This is a genomic window from Nocardiopsis coralliicola (assembly GCF_054779695.1).
Map to the genome: position 1 here is coordinate 1 of NZ_BAAGXT010000069.1, position 19,610 is coordinate 19,610.

Genomic DNA, 19,610 nt, shown 5'->3' on the forward strand with positions numbered 1-19,610 from the left:
GGGCCGGCTCCTGTGCCGCGGGTGCTGCTGCGGCCGCAGGCGGAGCGTCGGCGCGGGCCGCCGGCTCGGCGCGCCGCAGCGGTGCGGGCGCCTCGGACCGCGGCTCGTCGAACCCGGCCGCGATCACCGTCACCCGCACCTCGTCGCCGAGGGCGTCGTCGATGACCGCGCCGAAGATGATGTTGGCCTCGGGCGCCGCGGAGTTCGCGACGAGCTGGGCCGCCTCGTTGATCTCGAACAGGCCCAGGTCGGAGCCGCCCTGGATGGAGAGCAGCACCCCGTGCGCGCCGTCGATGCTGGCTTCCAGCAGCGGCGAGGAGATCGCCATCTCCGCGGCGGCGACCGCCCGGTCGTCGCCGCGGGCCGAGCCGATCCCCATCAGCGCCGATCCCGCACCCTGCATCACCGACTTGACGTCGGCGAAGTCGAGGTTGATCAGGCCGGGCGTGGTGATGAGGTCGGTGATCCCCTGCACACCCGAGAGCAGCACCTGGTCGGCGGCCTTGAACGCGTCCAGGACGCTGACCTGCCGGTCGGAGATGGAGAGCAGCCGGTCGTTCGGGATGACGATGAGGGTGTCCACCTCGTCGCGGAGCATCGCGATGCCCGACTCCGCCTGGGTGGCGCGGCGCTTGCCCTCGAAGCCGAACGGGCGGGTGACCACCCCGATCGTCAGCGCGCCGAGGGAACGGGCGATGTCGGCCACCACGGGCGCGCCCCCGGTGCCGGTGCCGCCGCCCTCGCCGGCGGTCACGAAGACCATGTCGGCGCCCTTGAGGACCTCCTCGATCTCCTCGCGGTGGTCCTCGGCGGCCTTGCGCCCCACGTCGGGGTCGGCGCCGGCGCCCAGTCCGCGGGTGAGTTCGCGGCCCACGTCGAGCTTGACGTCGGCATCACTCATCAGCAGCGCCTGAGCGTCGGTGTTGATGGCGATGAACTCGACGCCCTTGAGTCCCTCTTCGATCATCCGATTGACGGCGTTGACGCCGCCGCCGCCGATGCCGACGACCTTGATGACCGCGAGGTAATTCTGCGGTGCTGCCACGACGAGGGGCCTTTCCGCTCGCATGCGCCGCGCATTCCGACCTGCCCCGGGGATTGCAGCGATGGCCTGTGCCGCTCCCCCGCGGCGGTCGGGCCGCCCGGCTGTCCGGTTCTACAGTCTTTCTCGGTGGGTGTGTCTGGCGGGCCTGCGCCCGGCCCCACCGTGGGGCGCTGCTCGCCGCGGTGCCCTGTGCGGCACCCCGGGGACGCCCCGATCGGATCGAATCCCTACTTATGTCAACCGAGGTTCGCTTCCCGACAGTAAGCCGAGGCCGACCGGCGGGCAACCAACCAGGAGCTCAGCCTAACGGCGTGTCGTCCCCGGACGCGATGCGCCGCCCCGGCGCGTCGCGCCGCCGCCTCGGCGCGAGGGCCCTGATCCGGCGGGTGCGCGCCCCGTTCAATCGACCACCGCCATATCGGGCGCCGACACGGTGTAGACGCGGTCCGGCTCCGGCGGGTGCTCCTTCAGCAGCACCTCCAGGACGCGCGCCTTGCGGGCGCCCTGCTCGGTGTCGCCCCACTGCACCTGCGATCCGCCGGCCAGGTCGATGCGGATCGCCGAGGTGTCGCGCGCGTCGATGCGCTCGGCGCGCACCGGGAGAGCACCGGACAGCTCCTCGGCGACTGCAGCGGCCGCCGCGATCTGCGGATTGCCTTCGACCGCGCCGGTGACGGCCGCCAGCGGGCGGTTCTTCGGCACGGTGTCGGTGTCGTCGATGCGGACGCCGTCGGCGTCCACCAGCCGGTAGCCGTCCCCGGCGCCGACCGCGAGCAGCGGTTCGCGCTCGGTCACCGCGATGTGCAGCGTGGCCGGCCATGCCCGCTCCACCTGCACCGACTCGGCCAGCTGGAGGCGGGAGACGCGGTCGGCGGCCGCGTCGGTGTCCACTCGGGCCAGCGGGGTGCCGGTGCGCACCGACGCGGCCTCGACGACCGCGGCGCGGTCGATCCGGTCGAGGCCGGAGACCTCGACGCTGCGGACCACCAGCAGCCGCGAGCCGAGCAGCAGGTAGGCGGCGAGTGCGAGCAGTGCCCCGACGAGCAGCACCACGAACGCGGCCTTCCACGGATCGGACCGGCGCCGCTCGCTGCGCGGCGCCTCCTGTTCGGCATCGGCAACCGCCACGGCGCCTGCCCCTCCCCCGTTGGTCCCCCGCTCCGGGCTAGCCCGCCGTGCCCGGCCCCGTTCCGGCCGCTGCGGCGCCGGCCGCGTCCGCGGACGGCTCCGCACCGCCGAGCGCGGCGATGATCTGCGGCCCGAGCTCGGTCACGTCGCCGGCGCCCATGGTGAGCACGATGTCGCCCGGCCGGGCGGTCTCCGCTGCAGCCGCGACGGCGCCGGCCGCGGAAGCAGCGCGCTGCACCCGGCCGTGCTCGACCGCGTCGGTGATCAGCCCCGCGGTGACCCCGGGCTCGGGGTCCTCGCGGGCGCCGTAGATCTCCATCACGATCCCCTCATCGGCCTTGCCGAGCGCCGCGCCGAACTCCTTGGCGAAGATCCGCGTGCGACTGTACAAGTGCGGCTGGAACACCGCCACGACCCGGTTCGGCACGGCGCCGGACCCGTCCGCCGGGCCCTGGGAGTCCAGGGCCGCGCGGGCCGCGTCCAGGTCGGCGGCGATCTCGGTCGGGTGGTGGGCGTAGCTGTCGTAGACGGCGATGCCGCCGGCCACACCCTTCAGCTCGAACCGGCGGGCGGTACCGGTGAAGTGCGCGAGCCCGCCGACGGCGACCTCGGCGTCGTGGCCGAGGGCGTCGGCGGCGGCGACCGCCGCGGCCGCGTTGAGCACGTTGTGCCTGCCGGGCACGGCGATGGCGCATTCCAGCGGCTCGCCGTCCGGCGGGGTGAGGGTGAAGCGGGTGCTGAAGCCGTCGGCCTCGATGCCGGAGACGCGGAAGTCGGCGCCGGGCCCGGTGCCGTAGGTGGTGACCTGCAGTCCGTGCGCCCGGGCCGCCTCGGCGAACCGGAGTGCACCGGGGTCGTCGGCGCCGATCACGGCGGTGCGGCCGATCCGCTCGGCGAAGGCGGCGAAGTTGCCGTGGATGGCGTCCAGGTCGCCGTAGTTGTCGAGGTGGTCGGCCTCGACGTTGGTGACGACGGCGACCTCCGGCGCGAGCATCAGGAACGACCCGTCGCTCTCGTCGGCCTCGACCACCAGCACCTCGCCGGAACCGGCGTCGGCGCCCAGCCCGGTGGTGGTGAGCGTGCCGCCGATGACGTAGCCGGGGTCGGCACCGAGGTGCTGGAGCACCGCAGTCAGCAGCGACGTGGTCGTGGTCTTGCCGTGCGTGCCGGCGACGGCGACTCCGGTACGGCCGGTGAGCAGAGCGCCCAGCGCTGCGGCGCGCGGCAGCACGCGCAGGCCGCGGCGGCGGGCCTCCACCAGCTCCGGGTTGTCCTCCCGGGCGGCGGAAGTGGCGACCACGGTGTCGGCGCCGCCCACGTTGGCGGCGTCGTGGCCGACGTGCACCTGCGCACCGAGCTCCTCCAGGCCGCGCAGCAGCGGCCCGTCCTTGGCGTCGCTGCCGGAGACCGCCACCCCGCGCTGCAGGAACAGCCGGGCGATGCCGCTCATCCCGACGCCGCCGGCCCCGACGAAGTGGACGCGGCCGAGTTCCTCGACCGAGACCGGCTCGGCCGGTGCGACGAGGCTCATCGGTAGTCCTTCCCGTCGTCGGCGTAGCCGCCGGCAAGGTCGGTGTCGGGGTCGAAGTCCTCGGGTGCCGCACCGGGGTTCGCGGCGCGCTCGCCGCGCACGATCGCGGCGACCTCGCGGGCGAGTTCCTCGTCGGCGTCCCGGCGGCCCATCGACGCGGCGACCTCCGACATGGCGACCACCCGGTCGGTGTCGGTGAGCACCGGGATGAGGTGCCGGGTGATCCAGTCCGCGGTGAGGTCGGCGTTGTTCACCATCAGGCCGCCGCCGGCCTGCACGATCGGCTCGGCGTTGAGGCGCTGCTCGCCGTTGCCGATCGGCAGCGGCACGAAGCAGCCGGGCAGCCCGACCGCGGTGAGCTCGGCGCAGGTCATCGCGCCGGAGCGGCACATCGCGATGTCGGCCGCGGCGTAGGCGATGTCCATCCGGTCGACGTAGGGGACGGCGACGTAGGGCACCCCGTCGCGGGTGCGGTCCTCCGGCTGCTCGGCGTTGCGCGGGCCGACCACGTGCAGCACCTGCACGCCGGCCCGGGTGAACGCCGGCTGCGCGGCGAACGCGGCCTCGTTGACCGCCTGCGCGCCCTGCGACCCGCCGAAGATCAGCAGCGTCGGCAGGTCGGAGCGGAGGCCGAAGTGCGCGCGGGCCTTGTCGCCCTGCGCGAGCCGGTCCAGCCGGGAGATCTGCTCGCGCAGCGGGATGCCGATGAAGCGCCCGTTGCGGATCTCGGTGTGCGGGTGGCCGGTGAAGACGTGCGGGGTGAGGCGGGCGCCGATGCGGTTGGCCAGCCCGGGCAGCGGGTTGGCCTCGTGCACGACGATGGGGATGCGGCGGCGGCGCGCGGCGATGTAGCCGGGGGTGGCCACGTAGCCGCCGAAGCCGACCAGCACCTCGGCGCCGATCTCGTCCAGCCGGTCCCCGGCAGCGCTGATGGCGCTGGCGAGCTTGCCGGGCACGCCGAGCAGGCGCGGGGTGATCTTGCGCGGCAGCGGGACGGCCGGGATCAGGCCGAGCTCATAGCCGCGCAGCGGAACGAGCCGGGTCTCCAGACCCTTCTCCGTGCCGAGGCAGACGATCTCCGTCTCCGGGTCGAGGCGCCGCAGCGCGTCCGCCAGGGAGAGTGCGGGCTCGATATGCCCGGCCGTGCCGCCTCCGGCGAGGGCTACCCTCATCGTCGCCGATTCCTCCTCGCTTGGACCTGTGGTGTGCCGCGCCGCGGAGTGTCCGCGGCGTCCAGGCCCAGCCAGCTTAGAGCTTTCGCCAGGCCCCTCTGCACGCGTCCGGGCTCCCGGGCGGCCAGTGCGCGGCGCGCCTCGGGCTCGGCGCGGGCCAGCGACAGCAGTACCCCGATACCCAGCAGGGTCGGGATCAGCGACGATCCGCCCGCCGACACCATCGGGAGCGGGATTCCGGTGACGGGGAGCACACCGATCACGGTGCCGATGTTGACCATCGCCTGCAGCACGAGCCAGGCGGTGATCGACGTTGCCGCGAGCCGCGCGAAGGGTGTGGTGGCCCGGGACGCGACACGGAGCCCAGCGTATCCGAGGACGCCGAACAGGCCGACGACGACCAGGGTGCCGACGAGTCCGAACTCCTCGCCGATGATCGCGAAGATGAAGTCGCTCTCCGGGTGCGGCAGGAAGCCCCACTTCTCCCGGCTGCCGCCGATGCCGACCCCGAACACGCCGCCGGTGCCCAGGGCGTAGAGGCCGTGCAGCACCTGGAACCCCTGGCCGGTCGGGTCGGCCTCCGGGGTGAGGAAGGAGGTGACGCGCGCGATCCGGAACGGCTCCACCGCGATCATGATGCCGACCAGCATGGCCACCAGGCCGATCATCGCGATGAACAGCCGCCCGGGGGCGCCGACCACCCACAGCAGCGCCAGGAAGATCGCGAGCAGGACGAAGGTGGTGCCCAGGTCGGTGCCGAGCAGCACCAGCAGCACCAGGGCGCCGCAGCCCGGCATGAGCGGGAACAGGAGCTGGCGCCACTCCTTGAGCTGGCGCAGCTCGTCCTTGCGGGCCAGTACCGCCGCGCCCCACAGCGCGAACGCGAGCTTCGCCGGCTCGGACGCCTGCAGCGTCACGCCGCCGATCTCCAGCCAGCGGACCGCGCCGGAGTTGTACTCCTCGCCCTGGAAGACGGTGAGGACCAGCAGCGCCACCGAGACGAGCATGGCCGGATAGCCCACGGCGCGCACCACCGACAGCGGCAGGTGCGAGGCCAGGACCATCAGCGGCAGGCCGATCGCGGCGGCCAGCACCTGCTTCTGGAAGAGGCTGTAGGCCGACCCGGTCTCGGTGTAGGAGTCCACCATCGACGAGGACAGCACCATCGTCAGGCCGAACGCGATCAGCAGCGCGCAGCAGCTGAGGATCAGGTAGTAGGAGGTCAGCGGCCGGTTCAGGGCTCCGGGCAGGGAACGCAGCCACTGCACTGCGCCGCCGCCGCGCGACCCGGCCGCCCCCGCGGCCCGCTCCGGCCCGGGAGCGCGCCCCCGGGCCCGCCCGGCCTTCTTGGGCGCCCGCTTCTGGGGCACTACCGCCATTCGCCACCTCCGCCGCGACACACTTCTTCAAGCGTCGACCAAGTCTGGCGGTGGCTGCGGGCCAGCGCCGGGACATTCTCCGCGTGTCGCCCCGTGCGTGTTCTACGCCACCCGGTGCGCAGGTCACCGCGCACGGACACACCCGAATCCCCGCTCGCGGCCCGCCCAAAGGCCCCGGCCGGCGGCCGCATCCGGCCCCGTCCGGCCGGGGCCCCGTGCGCTGCGCCGGCGCGCCGCGCGGCGCAGTACGCGGAAAGCCCTCCGGCACGCGGCACAGCAGACCGCCCTCCGGCCGGGCCGGAGGGCGGTGCGGTGGGTCGGTGCGGTGCTGCGGCGCCGGGTCAGCCGGCGAGGGCGCGGACGGCAGCGGCGAAGGCGTCGCCGCGGACGTTGTAGTTGAGGAACATGTCCATCGACGCCGCGGCAGGGGCGAGCAGGACCGTGTCGCCCTCCTCGGCGATCCGGGCCGCCTCGGCCACGACCTGCGCCATCGCGCCGTCTCCGGTCTCGGCGATGTCGGCCACCTCGATGCCGGGCGCGTGCTCGGCGAGCGCCTCCCGCAGCCGGTCCCGGTCCCGGCCGAGCAGCACGGCGCCGCGCAGCCGCGGCGCTGCGGCGCGCACCAGGCCGTCCACGTCGGCGCCCTTGAGCAGGCCGCCGGCGATCCACACGACCGGGTCGAACGCGGCCAGAGAGGCCGCGGCGGCGTGCGCGTTGGTCGCCTTGGAGTCGTCGACGTAGGCGACGCCGGCCACTTCGGCCACCCGGGCGATGCGGTGCGGCTCGGGTGCGAACGCCGCCAGCCCGGCGCGCACCGCCTCCGGCGCGGCGCCGGCGGACCGCGCCAGTGCCGCCGCGGCCAGCGCGTTGGCGACCTGGTGCGGCGCAGGCGGGTGGACGTCGGAGACCGCCGCGAGCTCTTCGGCGGTGGATACCGGATCGCCGGTGAACGCGCGGTCGACCAGCAGGTCCTCCACCACGCCGACGCCGCCGGGCCGGGGGGTGTCGAGGCCGAACAGCACCAGCGGCGCGGCCGGGTCGCCGTCCTCGGCGAGCCGGCGGGCGGTCTCGTCGCCGGCGGCGGCGATGCGCACCGTCCCGGGGCCGAAGATGCGCCCCTTGGCGGCCGCGTAGGCGTCGAAGCCGCCGTGCCAGTCGAGGTGGTCCGGCGCCACGTTGAGGACGGCGGCGGCGCGCGGCGCGAGCGACTCCGACCAGTGCAGCTGGAAGCTGGAGAGTTCCACGGCGAGGACGTCGGGAACCGCTCCGCCCGGGCCGGGCTGGACCGCTTCGACGACCGGCGTGCCGACGTTGCCGACGGCCAGTGCGCTGCGGCCGCCGGCGCGCAGCATCGCCTCCAGCATGCGCACGGTGGTGGTCTTGCCGTTGGTGCCGGTGACGGCGAGCCACTCCTGGTGGGCCGGCTTGATCCGCCAGGCCAGTTCGACGTCGCCGATGACGCCGATGCCGGCGCCGGCCGCTGCGGCGAGCAGCGGCGCGTCCGGCCGCCAGCCGGGAGAGGTCACCACGAGCGCGGCGCCCTCGGGCACGGCGTCGGAGCCGAGCACCACGTCGGCGCCGAGGGCGCGCAGCTCCCCGGCCGCGGCGCGGGCCGGCTCGTCATCGGTGCTGTTGACCACCGTGACCCGCATGCCGCGGGCGAGGAGCGCCCGCACCACGGGCGGCCCGGAGACCCCGATCCCGGCGACGGCGACATGCGCGCCCGCGGGGACGGCCGGGCCGGTGCGCCCCGCCGGGATGCCGGTGTCCTCTGCCATGCGTCCTGCCCTCTGCCTTCTTCGTTCCGGCCGTGTCTGCCCGGCCGGCGCACCGGGTGCGCTGCGCGGGCGGTCGCCGGAGCCGGGCGCGCCGGCTCCGGCCGGGGTCACCGCGGCACCCACTCCAGGTAGAACAGGCCGATGCCGATGCCGACCAGCAGTCCTTGGATGATCCAGAACCGGATCACGATGGTCGTCTCGGCCCAGCCCTTGAGTTCGAAGTGGTGCTGGAGCGGCGCCATCCGGAAGATCCGCTTCCCGGTCAGCCGGAACGAGCTGACCTGCAGCATCACCGAGGCGGTGATGAGCACGAACAGGCCGCCGATGATGAGCAGCAGCAGCTGGGTGCGGGTGGTGATGGCCAGGCCCACGACGAGGCCGCCCAGCGCCAGCGACCCGGTGTCGCCCATGAAGATCTTGGCCGGCGGAGCGTTGTACCAGAGGAAGCCGATGCAGCCGCCGAGCGCCGCCGCGGCCACCACTGCCAGGTCGAGCGGGTCGCGCACCGGATAGCAGTTGGGCGACAGCAGCGCCTCCGAGCAGCTCTGCCGGAGCTGCCAGTTGCCGATGATGACGTAGGCGACCAGCGTCAGGATGGTGGCGCCGGTGGCGAGCCCGTCCAGGCCGTCGGTGAGGTTGACGGCGTTGGAGAAGCCGACGATGAGGAAGAGCGCCCAGATCACGAAGACGCCGAGCATCAGCGGCGGCCCGAAGTCGCGCAGGAAGGACAGCTGCGGCGAGGCCGGGGTGTAGCCGTAGCCGTTGGGGAACATCGTGACGCCGACCGCGAAGCCGACGCCGATGACCGTCTGGCCGAGCATCTTCGCGCCGGAGCGCAGGCCCAGGCTGCGGCGCTTGTAGATCTTGATGAAGTCGTCGAGGAAGCCGACGCAGCCCATGCCGACGAACAGGAACATCACCAGCAGGCCGGACACGGTGGGCGGGGTCATCATCGCCAGATGCGAGCCGAAGTAGCCCAGCACCGCGCCGAGGATGATGACGATGCCGCCCATGGTGGGCGTGCCCTGCTTGGTCTTGTGGCCCTCGGGGCCGTCGTCGCGGATCTCCTGGCCGAACTTGAACCGGTACAGGATCCGGATCAGCCACGGCATGATCAGCAGCGATACGAGGAGGGAGATCCCCGCCGCGATGAGGATATTGCTCACTGGGGCTCCCCCTGCTGCGAGTGCTCTGCGTCCGCCTCCGCGGCCAGCGCTGCCGCGACCCGCTCCAGCCCGGCCACCCGCGATCCCTTCACCAGCACGGTGTCCTTCGGGCGCAGCCGCTCGGTGAGGGCGTCCAGCGCCGCGTCGGTACCGTCGGCGCGCACCGCCTCACCGGCCCAGCCGGGCACGCCCGCCGCGCCGTCGGCGATGCCGGCGGCCTGCTCGCCGACGGAGACCAGCAGGTCGACGCCGCTTTCGGCGGCGGCCTTGCCGATGCCCTCGTGGGCGGCGCGGGAGCCGTCACCGAGCTCGGCCATGTGTCCCAGCACCGCGATGCGGCGTCCGCCGGCGCCGATCGCGGCGAGCGTCTCCAGTGCCGCGGCCGTCGACTCCGGGTTGGCGTTGTAGGCGTCGTTGACCACGGTGACGCCGTCGGCGCGCTCGGTGACCTCCATCCGCCAGCGGCTGACCGGACCGGCTTCGGCGAGCGCGGCGGCGATGCCCTCGGCGTCCATGCCGAACTCGGCGGCGACTGCGGCGGCGGCGAGCGCGTTGTGCACCTGGTGGGCGCCGATCACGGCGAGCCGCACCGGCGCCGTGCGGCCGCCGGCGGCGAGCGTGAACGCGGCACGCCCGGCGGAGTCCAGGCGCACGTCGAGGGCGCGGACGTCGGCATCCGGCCCGGTTCCGACGGTGACCACCCGGGCGGCGGTGCGCGCGGCCATCGGAGCGACGTTGGGGTCGTCGGCGTTGAGCACCGCGACACCGCCGGCTGCGGCGGCGGGCAGCGCCTCGACCAGCTCGCCCTTGGCGCGGGCGATGGCCTCCTTGCCGCCGAACTCGCCGACGTGGGCGCTGCCGACGTTGAGGACGACACCGATCCGCGGCGGGGCGATCGAGCACAGGTGCGCGATGTGGCCGATCCCGCGGGCTGCGACTTCCAGCACCACGAAGCGGGTGCGCTCGTCGGCGCGGAGCACGGTCAGCGGGTGGCCGATCTCGTTGTTGAGCGAGCCGACGGGCGCGACCGTGGGTCCGAGCCGGTCGAGGACCTGGGCGAGCAGGTCCTTGGTGGTGGTCTTGCCGGACGAGCCGGTGATCCCCACGATGTCGGCGCCGGCGGCCGAGATCTGCTCGGCCGCCGCACGCGCGAGCCGCCCCAGGGCGGCCACGACCTCGTCGTCGCCGCCGTCGGCCAGCAGCGCGGGAGCCTCCACCGGGCGCGAGCCCAGGACCGCGGAGGCGCCCGCGGCGACCGCGGCGCCGGCGAAGTCATGGCCGTCGGCCCGCTCGCCGCCGAGGGCGACGAACAGGGATCCGGGACCGACCTGCCGCGAGTCGACGACGACCGGGCCGTCGACGACGCGGTCGGGAGGTACGGCGGCATTGGGCCGTGTTCGGGTGATCTCAGCGATCCGATCGAGCGTCAGCGCGATCAAATCCACTCCTCATGTCGGGCCCGGTCCTCCGTGGTGCGCACCACGCACCGCTCTCGGGACGGTGTGCGGGAGCTCCCGCGTGCGCCACCGGAGCGGGTGCCGGGTAGCGCGGGGGGCGCTGGCGCACGCCGCGGCGCCCGGTACGGGGTTGTGCGCCGGGCTCGTCGAACGCGAGGCGGTTGCGGCGCGCCACGGGGCCGGGCAGCGATTGCCGGACCTACCTTAGATCATGTCGGGGCGCCCGGGAGCGCCCGCCGGGCCGGGCGGCCGCGGCGCGCCGCGGCACTGGTCCCGGAGCCCAGGTCATCCGCGCTGCCCGGGTGGCCCGGACGGCGCGGAAACACCGCCGTCAGCCGGTCCGGGCGGCGCTGCGCCGCCGTCCTCCTGCCGGGCGCCGGCGCGCTCGCGCAGCGCCTGCACGAGGACCTCGCGGTCGTCGAAGGGCAGCACTTCGCCGAGGACGTACTGGCCGCGCTCGTGGCCCTTGCCGGCGACCACCACGACGTCGCCGGGGCCGGCGCGGCGCACCGCCAGCGCGATCGCCTCGGCGCGGTCCGGCTCCACGGTGACCCGGGCGCGCTTCTCCCGCGGCACCTGGCCGACGCCCTCCAGCATCGCGCCGAGGATCGCGACGGGGTCCTCCGAGCGCGGGTTGTCGTCGGTGAGGACGACGGAGTCGGCGAGGCGCGCGGCCGCCTCGCCCATCAGCGGGCGCTTGCCGCGGTCGCGGTCGCCGCCGCAGCCGACGACGATGGCCACCCGGCCGGCGGCGACCTCGCGCACCGAGGAGAGCACCGCTTCGATGGCGCCCGGCTTGTGCGAGTAGTCGACGAGGGCGGTGAAGTCCTGCCCCTCTTCGACGTGCTCCATCCGGCCGGGCACGCCGGGCGCGCCGGCGACGCCCTCGGCTGCGTCCGGCAGCGACACGCCGGCCTCCACGAGGGCGACGATCGCGGCCAGCGCATTGGCGACGTTGAACGGTCCGGGCAGGCCGACCGAAGCGGGCACCTCGACGCCGCCCGGGCCCACCACCCGGAAGGTGCTGCCGGTGGGGCCGAGCTTCACGTCGGCGGCGCGCCACTCGGCCTCGGGGTCGCCGTCGGCGCTGTAGGTGGCGACCGGCACCTCGCCCCGGGCCTCCACCATCTCCACCAGCGCGCGACCGAACCGGTCGTCCCGGTTGACCACGGCGACCTTGGCGAACTCCGGGGTGAACAGCTGCGCCTTGGTCTCGAAGTACTCGCGCAGGTCGCTGTGGAAGTCCAGGTGGTCCTGGGAGAGGTTGGTGAACACCGCGACGTCGTAGGTGGTGCCGCCGACGCGGCCCATCGCCAGCGCGTGGCTGGAGACCTCCATGGCCGCCGAGGTGACGCCCTGCTCAGCCATCGCGGCGAACAGGCCGTGCAGGTCGGTGGATTCGGGCGTGGTCAGCGCGGAGTCGACGCGCTCGCCGTCGACCCGCATCTCCACCGTGCCGATCAGCCCGGTCCGCTCGCCGGCGGCGCGCAGCCCGGCCTCGGCGAGGTAGGTGACCGTGGTCTTGCCGGCGGTGCCGGTGGTGCCGATGAGCATGAGCCGGTCGGCCGGGTGGCCGTAGGCCCAGGCGGCGACCTCGCCCAGCCGCGCCCGCGGGTCGGAGAGCGTGATGACCGGCAGCCGGGTGGCGGCGGCGCGGTCGTAGCCCGACGGATCGGTGAGGATCGCGGCGGCGCCGGAATCTGCGGCTTGCGCGGCGAAGTCCGCGCCGTGCACGCGCGCGCCCGGCAGGGCGGCGTACAGGTCGCCTGGGCGCACGGCCCGGGAGTCGTGGGTGACCCCGGTGATGACGGTCGCACCGGGGTCGGCGGCCGCGTCCGGCCCGTCGTCGACGCATGTGACGAGGGCCTCGGGGCCGAGGAACCGGGCCAGCTCGGCCAGCGGGCGGAGCTGCTTGTGTTCGGGTCGCATTACGGGTGGCACGTCGTGAGGTTATCGGCTGTGCAGACCGCGCGGTGCAGACACGCCTCCGTGCCTCCGGGCGGGGTGGCAGCCCCCGCACCGGAGGCATCCCTCAGTCGTCTTCGAACAGCCGGATGTTGGGCGGGTCGGACTCTGTCGGCGGCACCTTGAGGGTCTTCATGCCGAACGACATGACATCGGTGAACAGCGGACCGGCCGCGGCGCCGCCGTAGTAGTCCTTCTGCGGGTTGTGCAGGACGACCTGGACCACGAGCTCCGGGGCGTCGGCGGGCGCGAAGCCGACGAAGGTGGAGGTGTAGCCGCCGCCCTCGTAGCCGCCGGTCTCGGGGTCGACGCGGTTGGCGGTGCCGGTCTTGCCGGCCACCCGGTATCCGTCGATCTGGGCCTCCTGGGCGGTGCCCTCCTCGCCGGTGACGGCCTCCAGCATGACCGAGACGTCCTTCGCGGTCTGCTCGGAGACCACGCGGGTGCCGTCCGGCCGCTCGCTGGGCTCGAACTCGCCCTCGCCGTCGACCGTGCCCTCGATCAGGGTGGGCTCGGCGCGGACGCCGCCGTTGGCCACGGTGGCGTAGACGCTGGCCATCTGGATGGCGGTGACCGACAGCCCCTGGCCGAAGGAGACCGACGCCAGCTGGGTGCCCCACCAGTCGTCCGGGTGGTGCAGCACCCCGGACTCCTCCGCGGGCAGGTCGAGCCCGCTGGCCTTGCCGAACCCGAAGGAGGACAGGTAGTCGTACAGGTTCTGCGCGCCCAGCTGCTCGCCGACCTTGATCGTGCCGACGTTGCTGGACTGGGCCATGATCCCGTTGAGCGTCATCCGCTCGGTGTCGTGCACGTGGGCGTCCTTGAACGTGCGGTCCTGGACCTCCATCGAGTAGGGCACCGTGTAGACCGTCTCCGGCGTGGTGACGCCCTCCTCCAGTGCTCCGGCGGCGGTGATGACCTTGTTGGTGCTGCCCGGCTCGAACACCTCGGCGACGGCGCCGTTGCGGCGCTGCTCCCCGGTGGTGTTCTCGATATCGGTCGGGTCGTAGGTGGGGTAGTCGGCCATCGCGACGATCTCTCCGGTCGGCCGCATCGCGATGATGCTGCCGCCCTGGGCGCCGAGCTCCTCGGCGCGCTCGGCGAGGGCCTTCTGCGCGTACCACTGCACGTCGGCGTCGAGGGTGAGGCGGATGTCCTCACCGGGCACCGGCTCACGCGAATAGCCGCCGGCCATCGGGATCTGCTCGCCGTTGGCGCCGGTCTCGACCTGCTGCTTGCCGGGCCGGCCGGCGAGCGTGTCGTCGAGCACGGCCTCCAGGCCCTCCAGTCCGGCGCCGTCGGCCCCGGTGAAGCCGACGAGGTCTGCGGCGCCGGTCTCCTCGGGATAGACCCGCCGGTAGTCCTTCTCCGCACCGACGCCCTGCAGGCCGAGCTCTTCCAGGTCGTCCCAGTCCTCGGGGCTGACGCCGCGCTGCACCACCTCGTAGCGGGACGGCGCGGCCTCCACCTTCTCCCGGACCTTCTTGGGGTCCAGTTCGAAGCGGGCGGCGAGCTCGGCCACGACCTCTTCGCTCTCCTCCGGATCGATCTCGGCCGGGTCGACGAAGACGGTGCGCACCTCCACCGACATGGCGAAGTCGCGGCCGGCGGTGTCGGTGATGGCGCCGCGCGTGGTGGGCACGTCGATGGTGGCCATCCGCAGGTCGGCGGCCTCTTCGGCGTAGGTGGCCGCGTTGATGCCCTGGATGTAGACCAGTCGGACGCAGAACAGCGCCATCAGGATCGACATGATCGTGACCGAGATCTTGAGCCGGCGCTGGGAGTCGACCCGGCGGAAGCGCCGGCGCAGCAGCGGCTGCGCCGGCGGCGCGGCGGGAGCCCCGCCCGCGGGCCGGCGCGGCGGCGGGGCAGGGCGGCGCGGCCGGCCGCCCCGCGGCGCGCGCCCGCTCACCGGCCGAGGTCGGCCGCGGGGCCGTTCGGATCCTCTCCCGCTCATTCGGCCCCGTCACCGCTGACGTGGCCGTCCTCGGTGTGCAGGAAGCGCGGCGCGGTACCGGGCTCCATGCCCAGCTGCTCGGCCTCGCGGGCGATGCGCTCGGAGGACTCCAGCTGGACGACCTCTTCGCGCAGCTGCTCCTCGGTGTGCCCGAGCTCGGTGCTCTCGCTCTGCAGCTGGGAGATCTGGAAGGAGTCCTCCAGCAGCACCGTGCGCAGTGCCAGCAGGCTGACCAGGGCGCCGGCGAGCAGCCCCAGGACCAGCAGCACGAACGGCATCCGCGGTGCGCGCGGCTGCGCCGGCCGGGGCGCACTGCGCGGCGCAGCGGTGCGCGCCCGGGAGCGCGGCGGCGCCGGACGCGGGCGCGCCGGCCGGGTCCGGGGAGCGGCCGGTTTCGTCGTGGTCATGTCGTTGCCTCCCTCTCCCTCACCGAGCGGCGCCTCAGGGGCGCCGCGTGCGCTCCGCGGCTCTCAGACGCGCGGAGGCGGCCCTCGGGTTGCGTTCGGTCTCGTCGTCCGGCGGCGCCTCGGCGCCGCGGGTGAGCAGCCGGATCTCCGGCTCGCTTCCCGGGAGGGGGACGGGGAGCCCCGGGGGTGTGCGGTCGGTGGCCAGCGCGGCCAGCGCCTTCTTGGTGATGCGGTCCTCGAGGGAGTGGTAGGAGAGCACGGCGATCCGGCCGCCCACGCTGAGCCGGCCGATCGCGGCGGGCAGCGTGCGCTCGAGGATGCCCAGTTCGGCGTTGACCTCGATGCGCAGCGCCTGGAACGTGCGCTTCGCGGGGTGGCCTCCGGTACGCCGGGTGGCCGCGGGGATGGCGTCGCGGACCAGTTCGGCGAGGCGGCGGGTGGAGTCGATCCGGCCGCCGGCGCGCTCGCGCACCAGCGCCTGGGCGATGCGCGGCGCGAACCGCTCCTCGCCGTAGACCCGCAGCACGCGGGCGAGGTCGCCCGCGGAGTAGCCGTTGACGACGTCGGCGGCCGTGGTGGGCTGGTCCCGGTCCATGCGCATGTCGAGCGGCGCGTCGTAGGAGTAGGCGAAGCCGCGGTCGGCCTCATCCAGCTGCGGCGAGGAGACGCCGAGGTCGAAGAGGACGCCCTGCACCTCGCCGATGCCCAGCCGGTCCAGCTCGGTGTCGATCGCGTCGTCGGCGGCGTGCACGAAGTCGACCCGGCCGGCGAACGGCGCCAGCCGCTCGCGGCTGCGGCGCAGCGCCGTGGCGTCGCGGTCGACGCCGACCAGGCGCAGCCCGGGCAGCAGCCTCAGCAGCGCCTCGGCGTGGCCGCCCAGCCCGAGGGTGCCGTCCACGCAGACGGCCCCCTCCTCGCGCAGTGCGGGCGCGAGGAGCTCGACGATCCGGTCGAGCATGACCGGAACGTGCTTGGGCGCAGCCCCCGCTGCGCCGTCCGCTCCGGTGTCCTCCATGAGCACGGTTCCCCCTCGTCGTCTCCCCTCCCCCGCCCCGTTCCGGGCGTCGGTGCCCGGCGGGGCGCCTTCAGGCGCAGGGCTCTGGCACCGGGGAAGATGCGCCAGCTGCCGTGTCCGCGCCTGAAGGCCCGTGCCCCTCCCGGCCGCCGCGCTGCGGCGGGCCGCTGCGGTGCCGCGACCGCGCCCCGGACTGCGCCGGGGCCGCCGGGCGGCCCCTCAGAGCACTCCCGGCAACACCTCCTCCGAGAGGTCGGCGAACACCTGCTCCTGTGCGGCCTCGTAGGCGGACCAGGCGCCGGCGTCCCAGATCTCCAGCCGGGTGTCTGCCCCGACGACCACGCACTCGCGCTCGAGCCCCGCGTAGGCGCGCAGGGCGGGCGGGAGCGTGATGCGGCCCTGCTTGTCGGGAACCTCGTCCGAGGCGCCGGCGAACAGGATGCGGCTGTAGTCGCGCACCGCCTTGGCGGTGACGGGGGCGCTGCGAAGGCCCTCGGTGACGCGCCGGAACTCCTCCCGGGGGAAGACGTAGAGGCAGCGCTCCTGGCCCTTCGTGATCACCAGCCCCCCGGACAGGTCGTCGCGGTACTTCGCCGGCAGGAAGAGCCGGCCCTTGTCGTCCAGGCGCGGCGTGTGAGTACCGAGGAACACCGGCCCCACCTCCCCGCCCATGACAGGAGCGACCTCCTCCTCCACGCCGCTCCACTGTACTCCACTCTTCCCCACGGTCAACAGTGCGAACCCGCCGCCGCGCCGGGCCGGCGCAAGAAACGGCCAGGTCAGAGCCTGTAGAGCGGCGGGGAGGGGGTGGCGGGCCGCCGGGGCGGGCCGCTCCGGTGCCCCGGTCCGCGGCCGCCTGCGGCCAGCGGTGCCCGCCGGGCGCCGGGAAGGGCCGGGGGCCACCTGCCCTGCTCGGTCCGCTCCCGCTGGCCGGGGCGCGGGCGTGTGCCCGGGGCACGGGTGCACAGGCGCCTTGCCCGGGTCTAACCTCGTTCCCTAGCCTCAGTTGCGCGGGAGTGCGCGGGAGAGAGGTGCGGCGGCGCAGTGCTCCGGTTGCCGCGCAAGCGGGGAAGGGGACCAGGTGGCGCTCGGCACGCAGTTCAGCGGCCCGGGCTCCGGGCGTGCGCCCGGGGACCCGGTGCTCAAGCAGGCGCACGGCATCGGCCGGGCGATCGAATCGGTGGTCGAGGGCAAGCCCGAGGCGGTGCGGATGGTCCTCACCGTGCTCCTCGCAGAGGGCCACCTGCTCATCGAGGACGTCCCCGGCGTGGGCAAGACCCTCATCGCGAAGGCCCTGGGCCGCGCGGTGGGCGGCGCCGTGCAGCGCATCCAGTTCACCCCGGACCTGCTGCCGGGCGACATCACCGGAGTGACCGTCTACCGGCAGGAGAGCGGCGCCTTCGAGTTCGTCCCCGGCCCGGTGTTCGCCAACGTCGTGCTCGGCGACGAGATCAACCGGGCCTCGCCGAAGACGCAGTCGGCGCTGCTGGAGTGCATGGAGGAGATGCAGGTCAGCGTGGACGGCTCGGCGCGGCCGCTGGAGCGGCCGTTCATGGTGGTGGCGACCCAGAACCCGGGCGACATGGAGGGCACCTACCCCCTGCCCGAGGCCCAGCGGGACCGGTTCATGGCGCGCATCTCGGTGGGCTATCCCTCGCCGCAGGCCGAGCTGGACATGATCGACCTGCACAGCGCCGCCTCCCCGCTGGAGCGGATCGCGCCGGCGGCGGGCGTCTCCGACGTCCGCGCCATGGCCGAACACGTCCGCTCGGTGCACGTCGCTCCGGGGGTGCGGCGGTACGCGGTCGACCTGGTCGCGGCCACCCGCACCGCTCCCGCCCTCCGCCTGGGGGCCTCCCCGCGTGCGACGCTGCACCTGGTGCGCGCCGCGCGCGCCTACGCTGCCCTGGAGGGGCGCAACTATGTGATCCCCGACGACCTGCAGGCACTGGCGGTGCCGGTGCTCGCGCACCGCCTGGTGCCCTCGCCCGAAGCCCGGATGGAGCAGCACGGCACCGACCGCATCGTCGCCGACCTGGTGGCGCGGCTGCCGGTGCCGGCGCCGCGCTGAGCGGCCCGCGCGTCTCCTCCCCGTCCCCCGACCCCCGGCCCGGCGCCCGGACCGCCGGATCCCCGCCCGGCCGTGCGGCACCGCGCCCGGCGGGGCCGCCCGAGAAGAGGTGAGTCCGCTGCGCGCAGTGACCCCGCGCGGTGTCGGCCTGCTCTGCGCCGGCGTCGCCGTGCTGATCGGCGGCGCCGTCGTCGGCGAGCGCGACCTGGTCGGCCTGGGGGCGCTGCTGATCGGTGCCCGGCTGCTCAGCGCGCTCACCCTTGCGGGCGCCCTGCGCGGGCTGACCGTGCAGCGCCGGGTGCATCCGCTCCGCCTCCCGGTCGGGGCGGAGGCCGCGGTGGGGCTGCGGGTCGCCAAGCCGCGCGGCATCCTCCCGGCCGGCGGGCTGGTGGTGGAGGACACCGTGCCGGCCGCACTCGGCCCGCCGCCGCGGTTCGCGGTGGGGCTGCTGGGGGCCGGCGCTTCGCGCGACCTCGCCTACCGGGTGCGCCCGACGGAGCGCGGCGCCTACCCGCTGGGGCCGGCGCTGGTCACCGCCGCCGACCCGCTGGGCTGCTCGCGGCCCACCCGCGCCGCGGGGCATTCGACGGTACTGCTGGTCACGCCCCGCGTGGTCGCGCTGTCCGGTCCGGGCGCGCAGGGCGGCACGGCCGCCGCAGGGGCGCTGCCGGACCGGGATCCGGCCGCCTCCGGCGAGGACGACCCGGTACCGCGGCCCTACCAGTCCGGCGACGAGCTGCGGAAGGTGCACTGGCGGAGTACCGCCCGGCACGGCCGGCTGATGGTGCGGCGCTCCGAGGCGCGGCGGGACGGCACGACCGCCGTGCTGCTCGACCTGCGCACCGCGGCGCACCGCGGCTCCGGTCCGCACTCCACACTGGAGGCAGCGGTGGCCGCCGCGGCGTCGATCGCGCTGCACCTGGCCTCGTCCCAGGGCCGCCGCGTCCGCCTGTTCACCGGCGAGGGCGAGCTGGAGCCGGCCGGCCCCGGGCCGTGGGGCGCGGTGGAGGCGCTGGCGACGGCCGCCTCCTCGGGGCGGACATCGCTCGCGCCGGGCGCCGCCCTGCTGGATGAGGCGGCCCGCAGCGGCGCCCCCGCGATCGCCGTACTGGGCGCCCTCAGCGCCGCCGACCTGGCGTCCTTGGAGCGCGTCTCCGGCGGACTCCGGACCGCCTTCCTCTGCACCGCCGGGACAGCGCAGGACGCATCCGCAGCCGCGCTGTCCGCCACCGGCTGGCGGACCGCCGCCGTACCGTCGCTGGACGCCCTGCCGTCCGCGTGGCAGACCGCCGGCACGGGCGTCCCCGGGGGTGTCCGATGACCCCCCGCACCGCATCCGCACCCGCGTCCGCCGGACGGCCCGCGCTGCGCCAGCGGCCCCGCACACGTGCGGGCACCGGCGGCGGCGCGCCCCGCCGGGGCTCCGCGGCACCCTGGGCAGCGCTCCGCGGCCTCCTGCCGGGCCGTTCCCCGTGCCGGACGGCGGACCCGCACGCGCGTCCCCGGCGGTGAACCGCTCGGCGCTCAGCGGCGGGCGCC

Annotated in this window: 15 protein-coding genes; 2 read left to right on the plus strand and 13 right to left on the minus strand. The window is 74.9% G+C overall.

Annotated features, from left to right (window positions below):
- From ftsZ to mraZ, 13 genes are all read right to left on the minus strand, one after another.
- Positions 1-1,045 (minus strand): cell division protein FtsZ (gene ftsZ, locus ACYVGT_RS26850; RefSeq protein ID WP_460863333.1); only part of this gene is annotated, 1,045 nt, incomplete at its 3' end.
- A 399-nt stretch (positions 1,046-1,444) separates the two neighbouring features.
- On the minus strand, positions 1,445-2,173 hold the full coding sequence (locus tag ACYVGT_RS26855; RefSeq protein WP_460863335.1) for a cell division protein FtsQ/DivIB: 729 nt from the start codon (positions 2,171-2,173) through the stop codon (positions 1,445-1,447).
- A 37-nt stretch (positions 2,174-2,210) separates the two neighbouring features.
- Positions 2,211-3,704 carry a UDP-N-acetylmuramate--L-alanine ligase gene (gene murC / locus ACYVGT_RS26860; RefSeq protein WP_460863337.1) on the minus strand — a complete coding sequence of 498 codons (1,494 nt, stop codon included), beginning with the start codon at positions 3,702-3,704 and terminating at the stop codon, positions 2,211-2,213.
- The gene (gene murG / locus ACYVGT_RS26865) at positions 3,701-4,876 is read right to left on the minus strand and encodes an undecaprenyldiphospho-muramoylpentapeptide beta-N-acetylglucosaminyltransferase (RefSeq protein ID WP_460863340.1); all 1,176 of its coding nucleotides are present in this window, start codon (positions 4,874-4,876) and stop codon (positions 3,701-3,703) included. The genes murC and murG overlap by 4 nt, the downstream gene beginning before the upstream one ends.
- The gene (gene ftsW / locus ACYVGT_RS26870; protein WP_460863343.1) at positions 4,873-6,255 is read right to left on the minus strand and encodes a putative lipid II flippase FtsW; all 1,383 of its coding nucleotides are present in this window, start codon (positions 6,253-6,255) and stop codon (positions 4,873-4,875) included. The genes murG and ftsW overlap by 4 nt, the downstream gene beginning before the upstream one ends.
- 341 nt (positions 6,256-6,596) lie before the next feature.
- On the minus strand, positions 6,597-8,033 hold the full coding sequence (murD, locus tag ACYVGT_RS26875; RefSeq protein ID WP_460863346.1) for a UDP-N-acetylmuramoyl-L-alanine--D-glutamate ligase: 1,437 nt from the start codon (positions 8,031-8,033) through the stop codon (positions 6,597-6,599).
- Positions 8,034-8,140: 107 nt separating this feature from the next.
- Positions 8,141-9,145: a phospho-N-acetylmuramoyl-pentapeptide-transferase gene (gene mraY, locus ACYVGT_RS26880; protein WP_460863362.1), complete on the minus strand. Its 1,005-nt coding sequence runs from the start codon at positions 9,143-9,145 to the stop codon at positions 8,141-8,143.
- A 50-nt stretch (positions 9,146-9,195) separates the two neighbouring features.
- Entirely contained in the window at positions 9,196-10,638 is a 1,443-nt protein-coding gene (locus tag ACYVGT_RS26885; RefSeq protein ID WP_460863347.1) for a UDP-N-acetylmuramoyl-tripeptide--D-alanyl-D-alanine ligase, read from the minus strand.
- Between the two features lie 303 nt (positions 10,639-10,941).
- Positions 10,942-12,585 (minus strand): UDP-N-acetylmuramoyl-L-alanyl-D-glutamate--2,6-diaminopimelate ligase, encoded by a 1,644-nt coding sequence (locus ACYVGT_RS26890; protein ID WP_460863363.1) that lies wholly within the window; start codon positions 12,583-12,585, stop codon positions 10,942-10,944.
- A gap of 103 nt (positions 12,586-12,688) precedes the next feature.
- Positions 12,689-14,578, minus strand: coding sequence for a peptidoglycan D,D-transpeptidase FtsI family protein (locus tag ACYVGT_RS26895; RefSeq protein WP_460863349.1), 1,890 nt, complete (start codon positions 14,576-14,578; stop codon positions 12,689-12,691).
- On the minus strand, positions 14,575-14,985 hold the full coding sequence (locus ACYVGT_RS26900; RefSeq protein WP_460863351.1) for a hypothetical protein: 411 nt from the start codon (positions 14,983-14,985) through the stop codon (positions 14,575-14,577). The genes ACYVGT_RS26895 and ACYVGT_RS26900 overlap by 4 nt, the downstream gene beginning before the upstream one ends.
- A 34-nt stretch (positions 14,986-15,019) precedes the next feature.
- The gene (gene rsmH / locus ACYVGT_RS26905) at positions 15,020-16,000 is read right to left on the minus strand and encodes a 16S rRNA (cytosine(1402)-N(4))-methyltransferase RsmH (protein ID WP_460863355.1); all 981 of its coding nucleotides are present in this window, start codon (positions 15,998-16,000) and stop codon (positions 15,020-15,022) included.
- 219 nt (positions 16,001-16,219) lie between these two features.
- Positions 16,220-16,651, minus strand: coding sequence for a division/cell wall cluster transcriptional repressor MraZ (gene mraZ, locus ACYVGT_RS26910; protein ID WP_460863365.1), 432 nt, complete (start codon positions 16,649-16,651; stop codon positions 16,220-16,222).
- A 430-nt stretch (positions 16,652-17,081) separates the two neighbouring features.
- On the opposite strand from mraZ, the gene ACYVGT_RS26915 reads away from it, so the two are divergent.
- Both ACYVGT_RS26915 and ACYVGT_RS26920 read left to right on the plus strand, forming a co-directional pair.
- Entirely contained in the window at positions 17,082-18,071 is a 990-nt protein-coding gene (locus tag ACYVGT_RS26915) for an AAA family ATPase (RefSeq protein ID WP_460863358.1), read from the plus strand.
- Positions 18,072-18,198: 127 nt separating this feature from the next.
- The gene (locus ACYVGT_RS26920) at positions 18,199-19,392 is read left to right on the plus strand and encodes a DUF58 domain-containing protein (RefSeq protein ID WP_460863361.1); all 1,194 of its coding nucleotides are present in this window, start codon (positions 18,199-18,201) and stop codon (positions 19,390-19,392) included.
- Positions 19,393-19,610 lie beyond the last annotated feature (218 nt).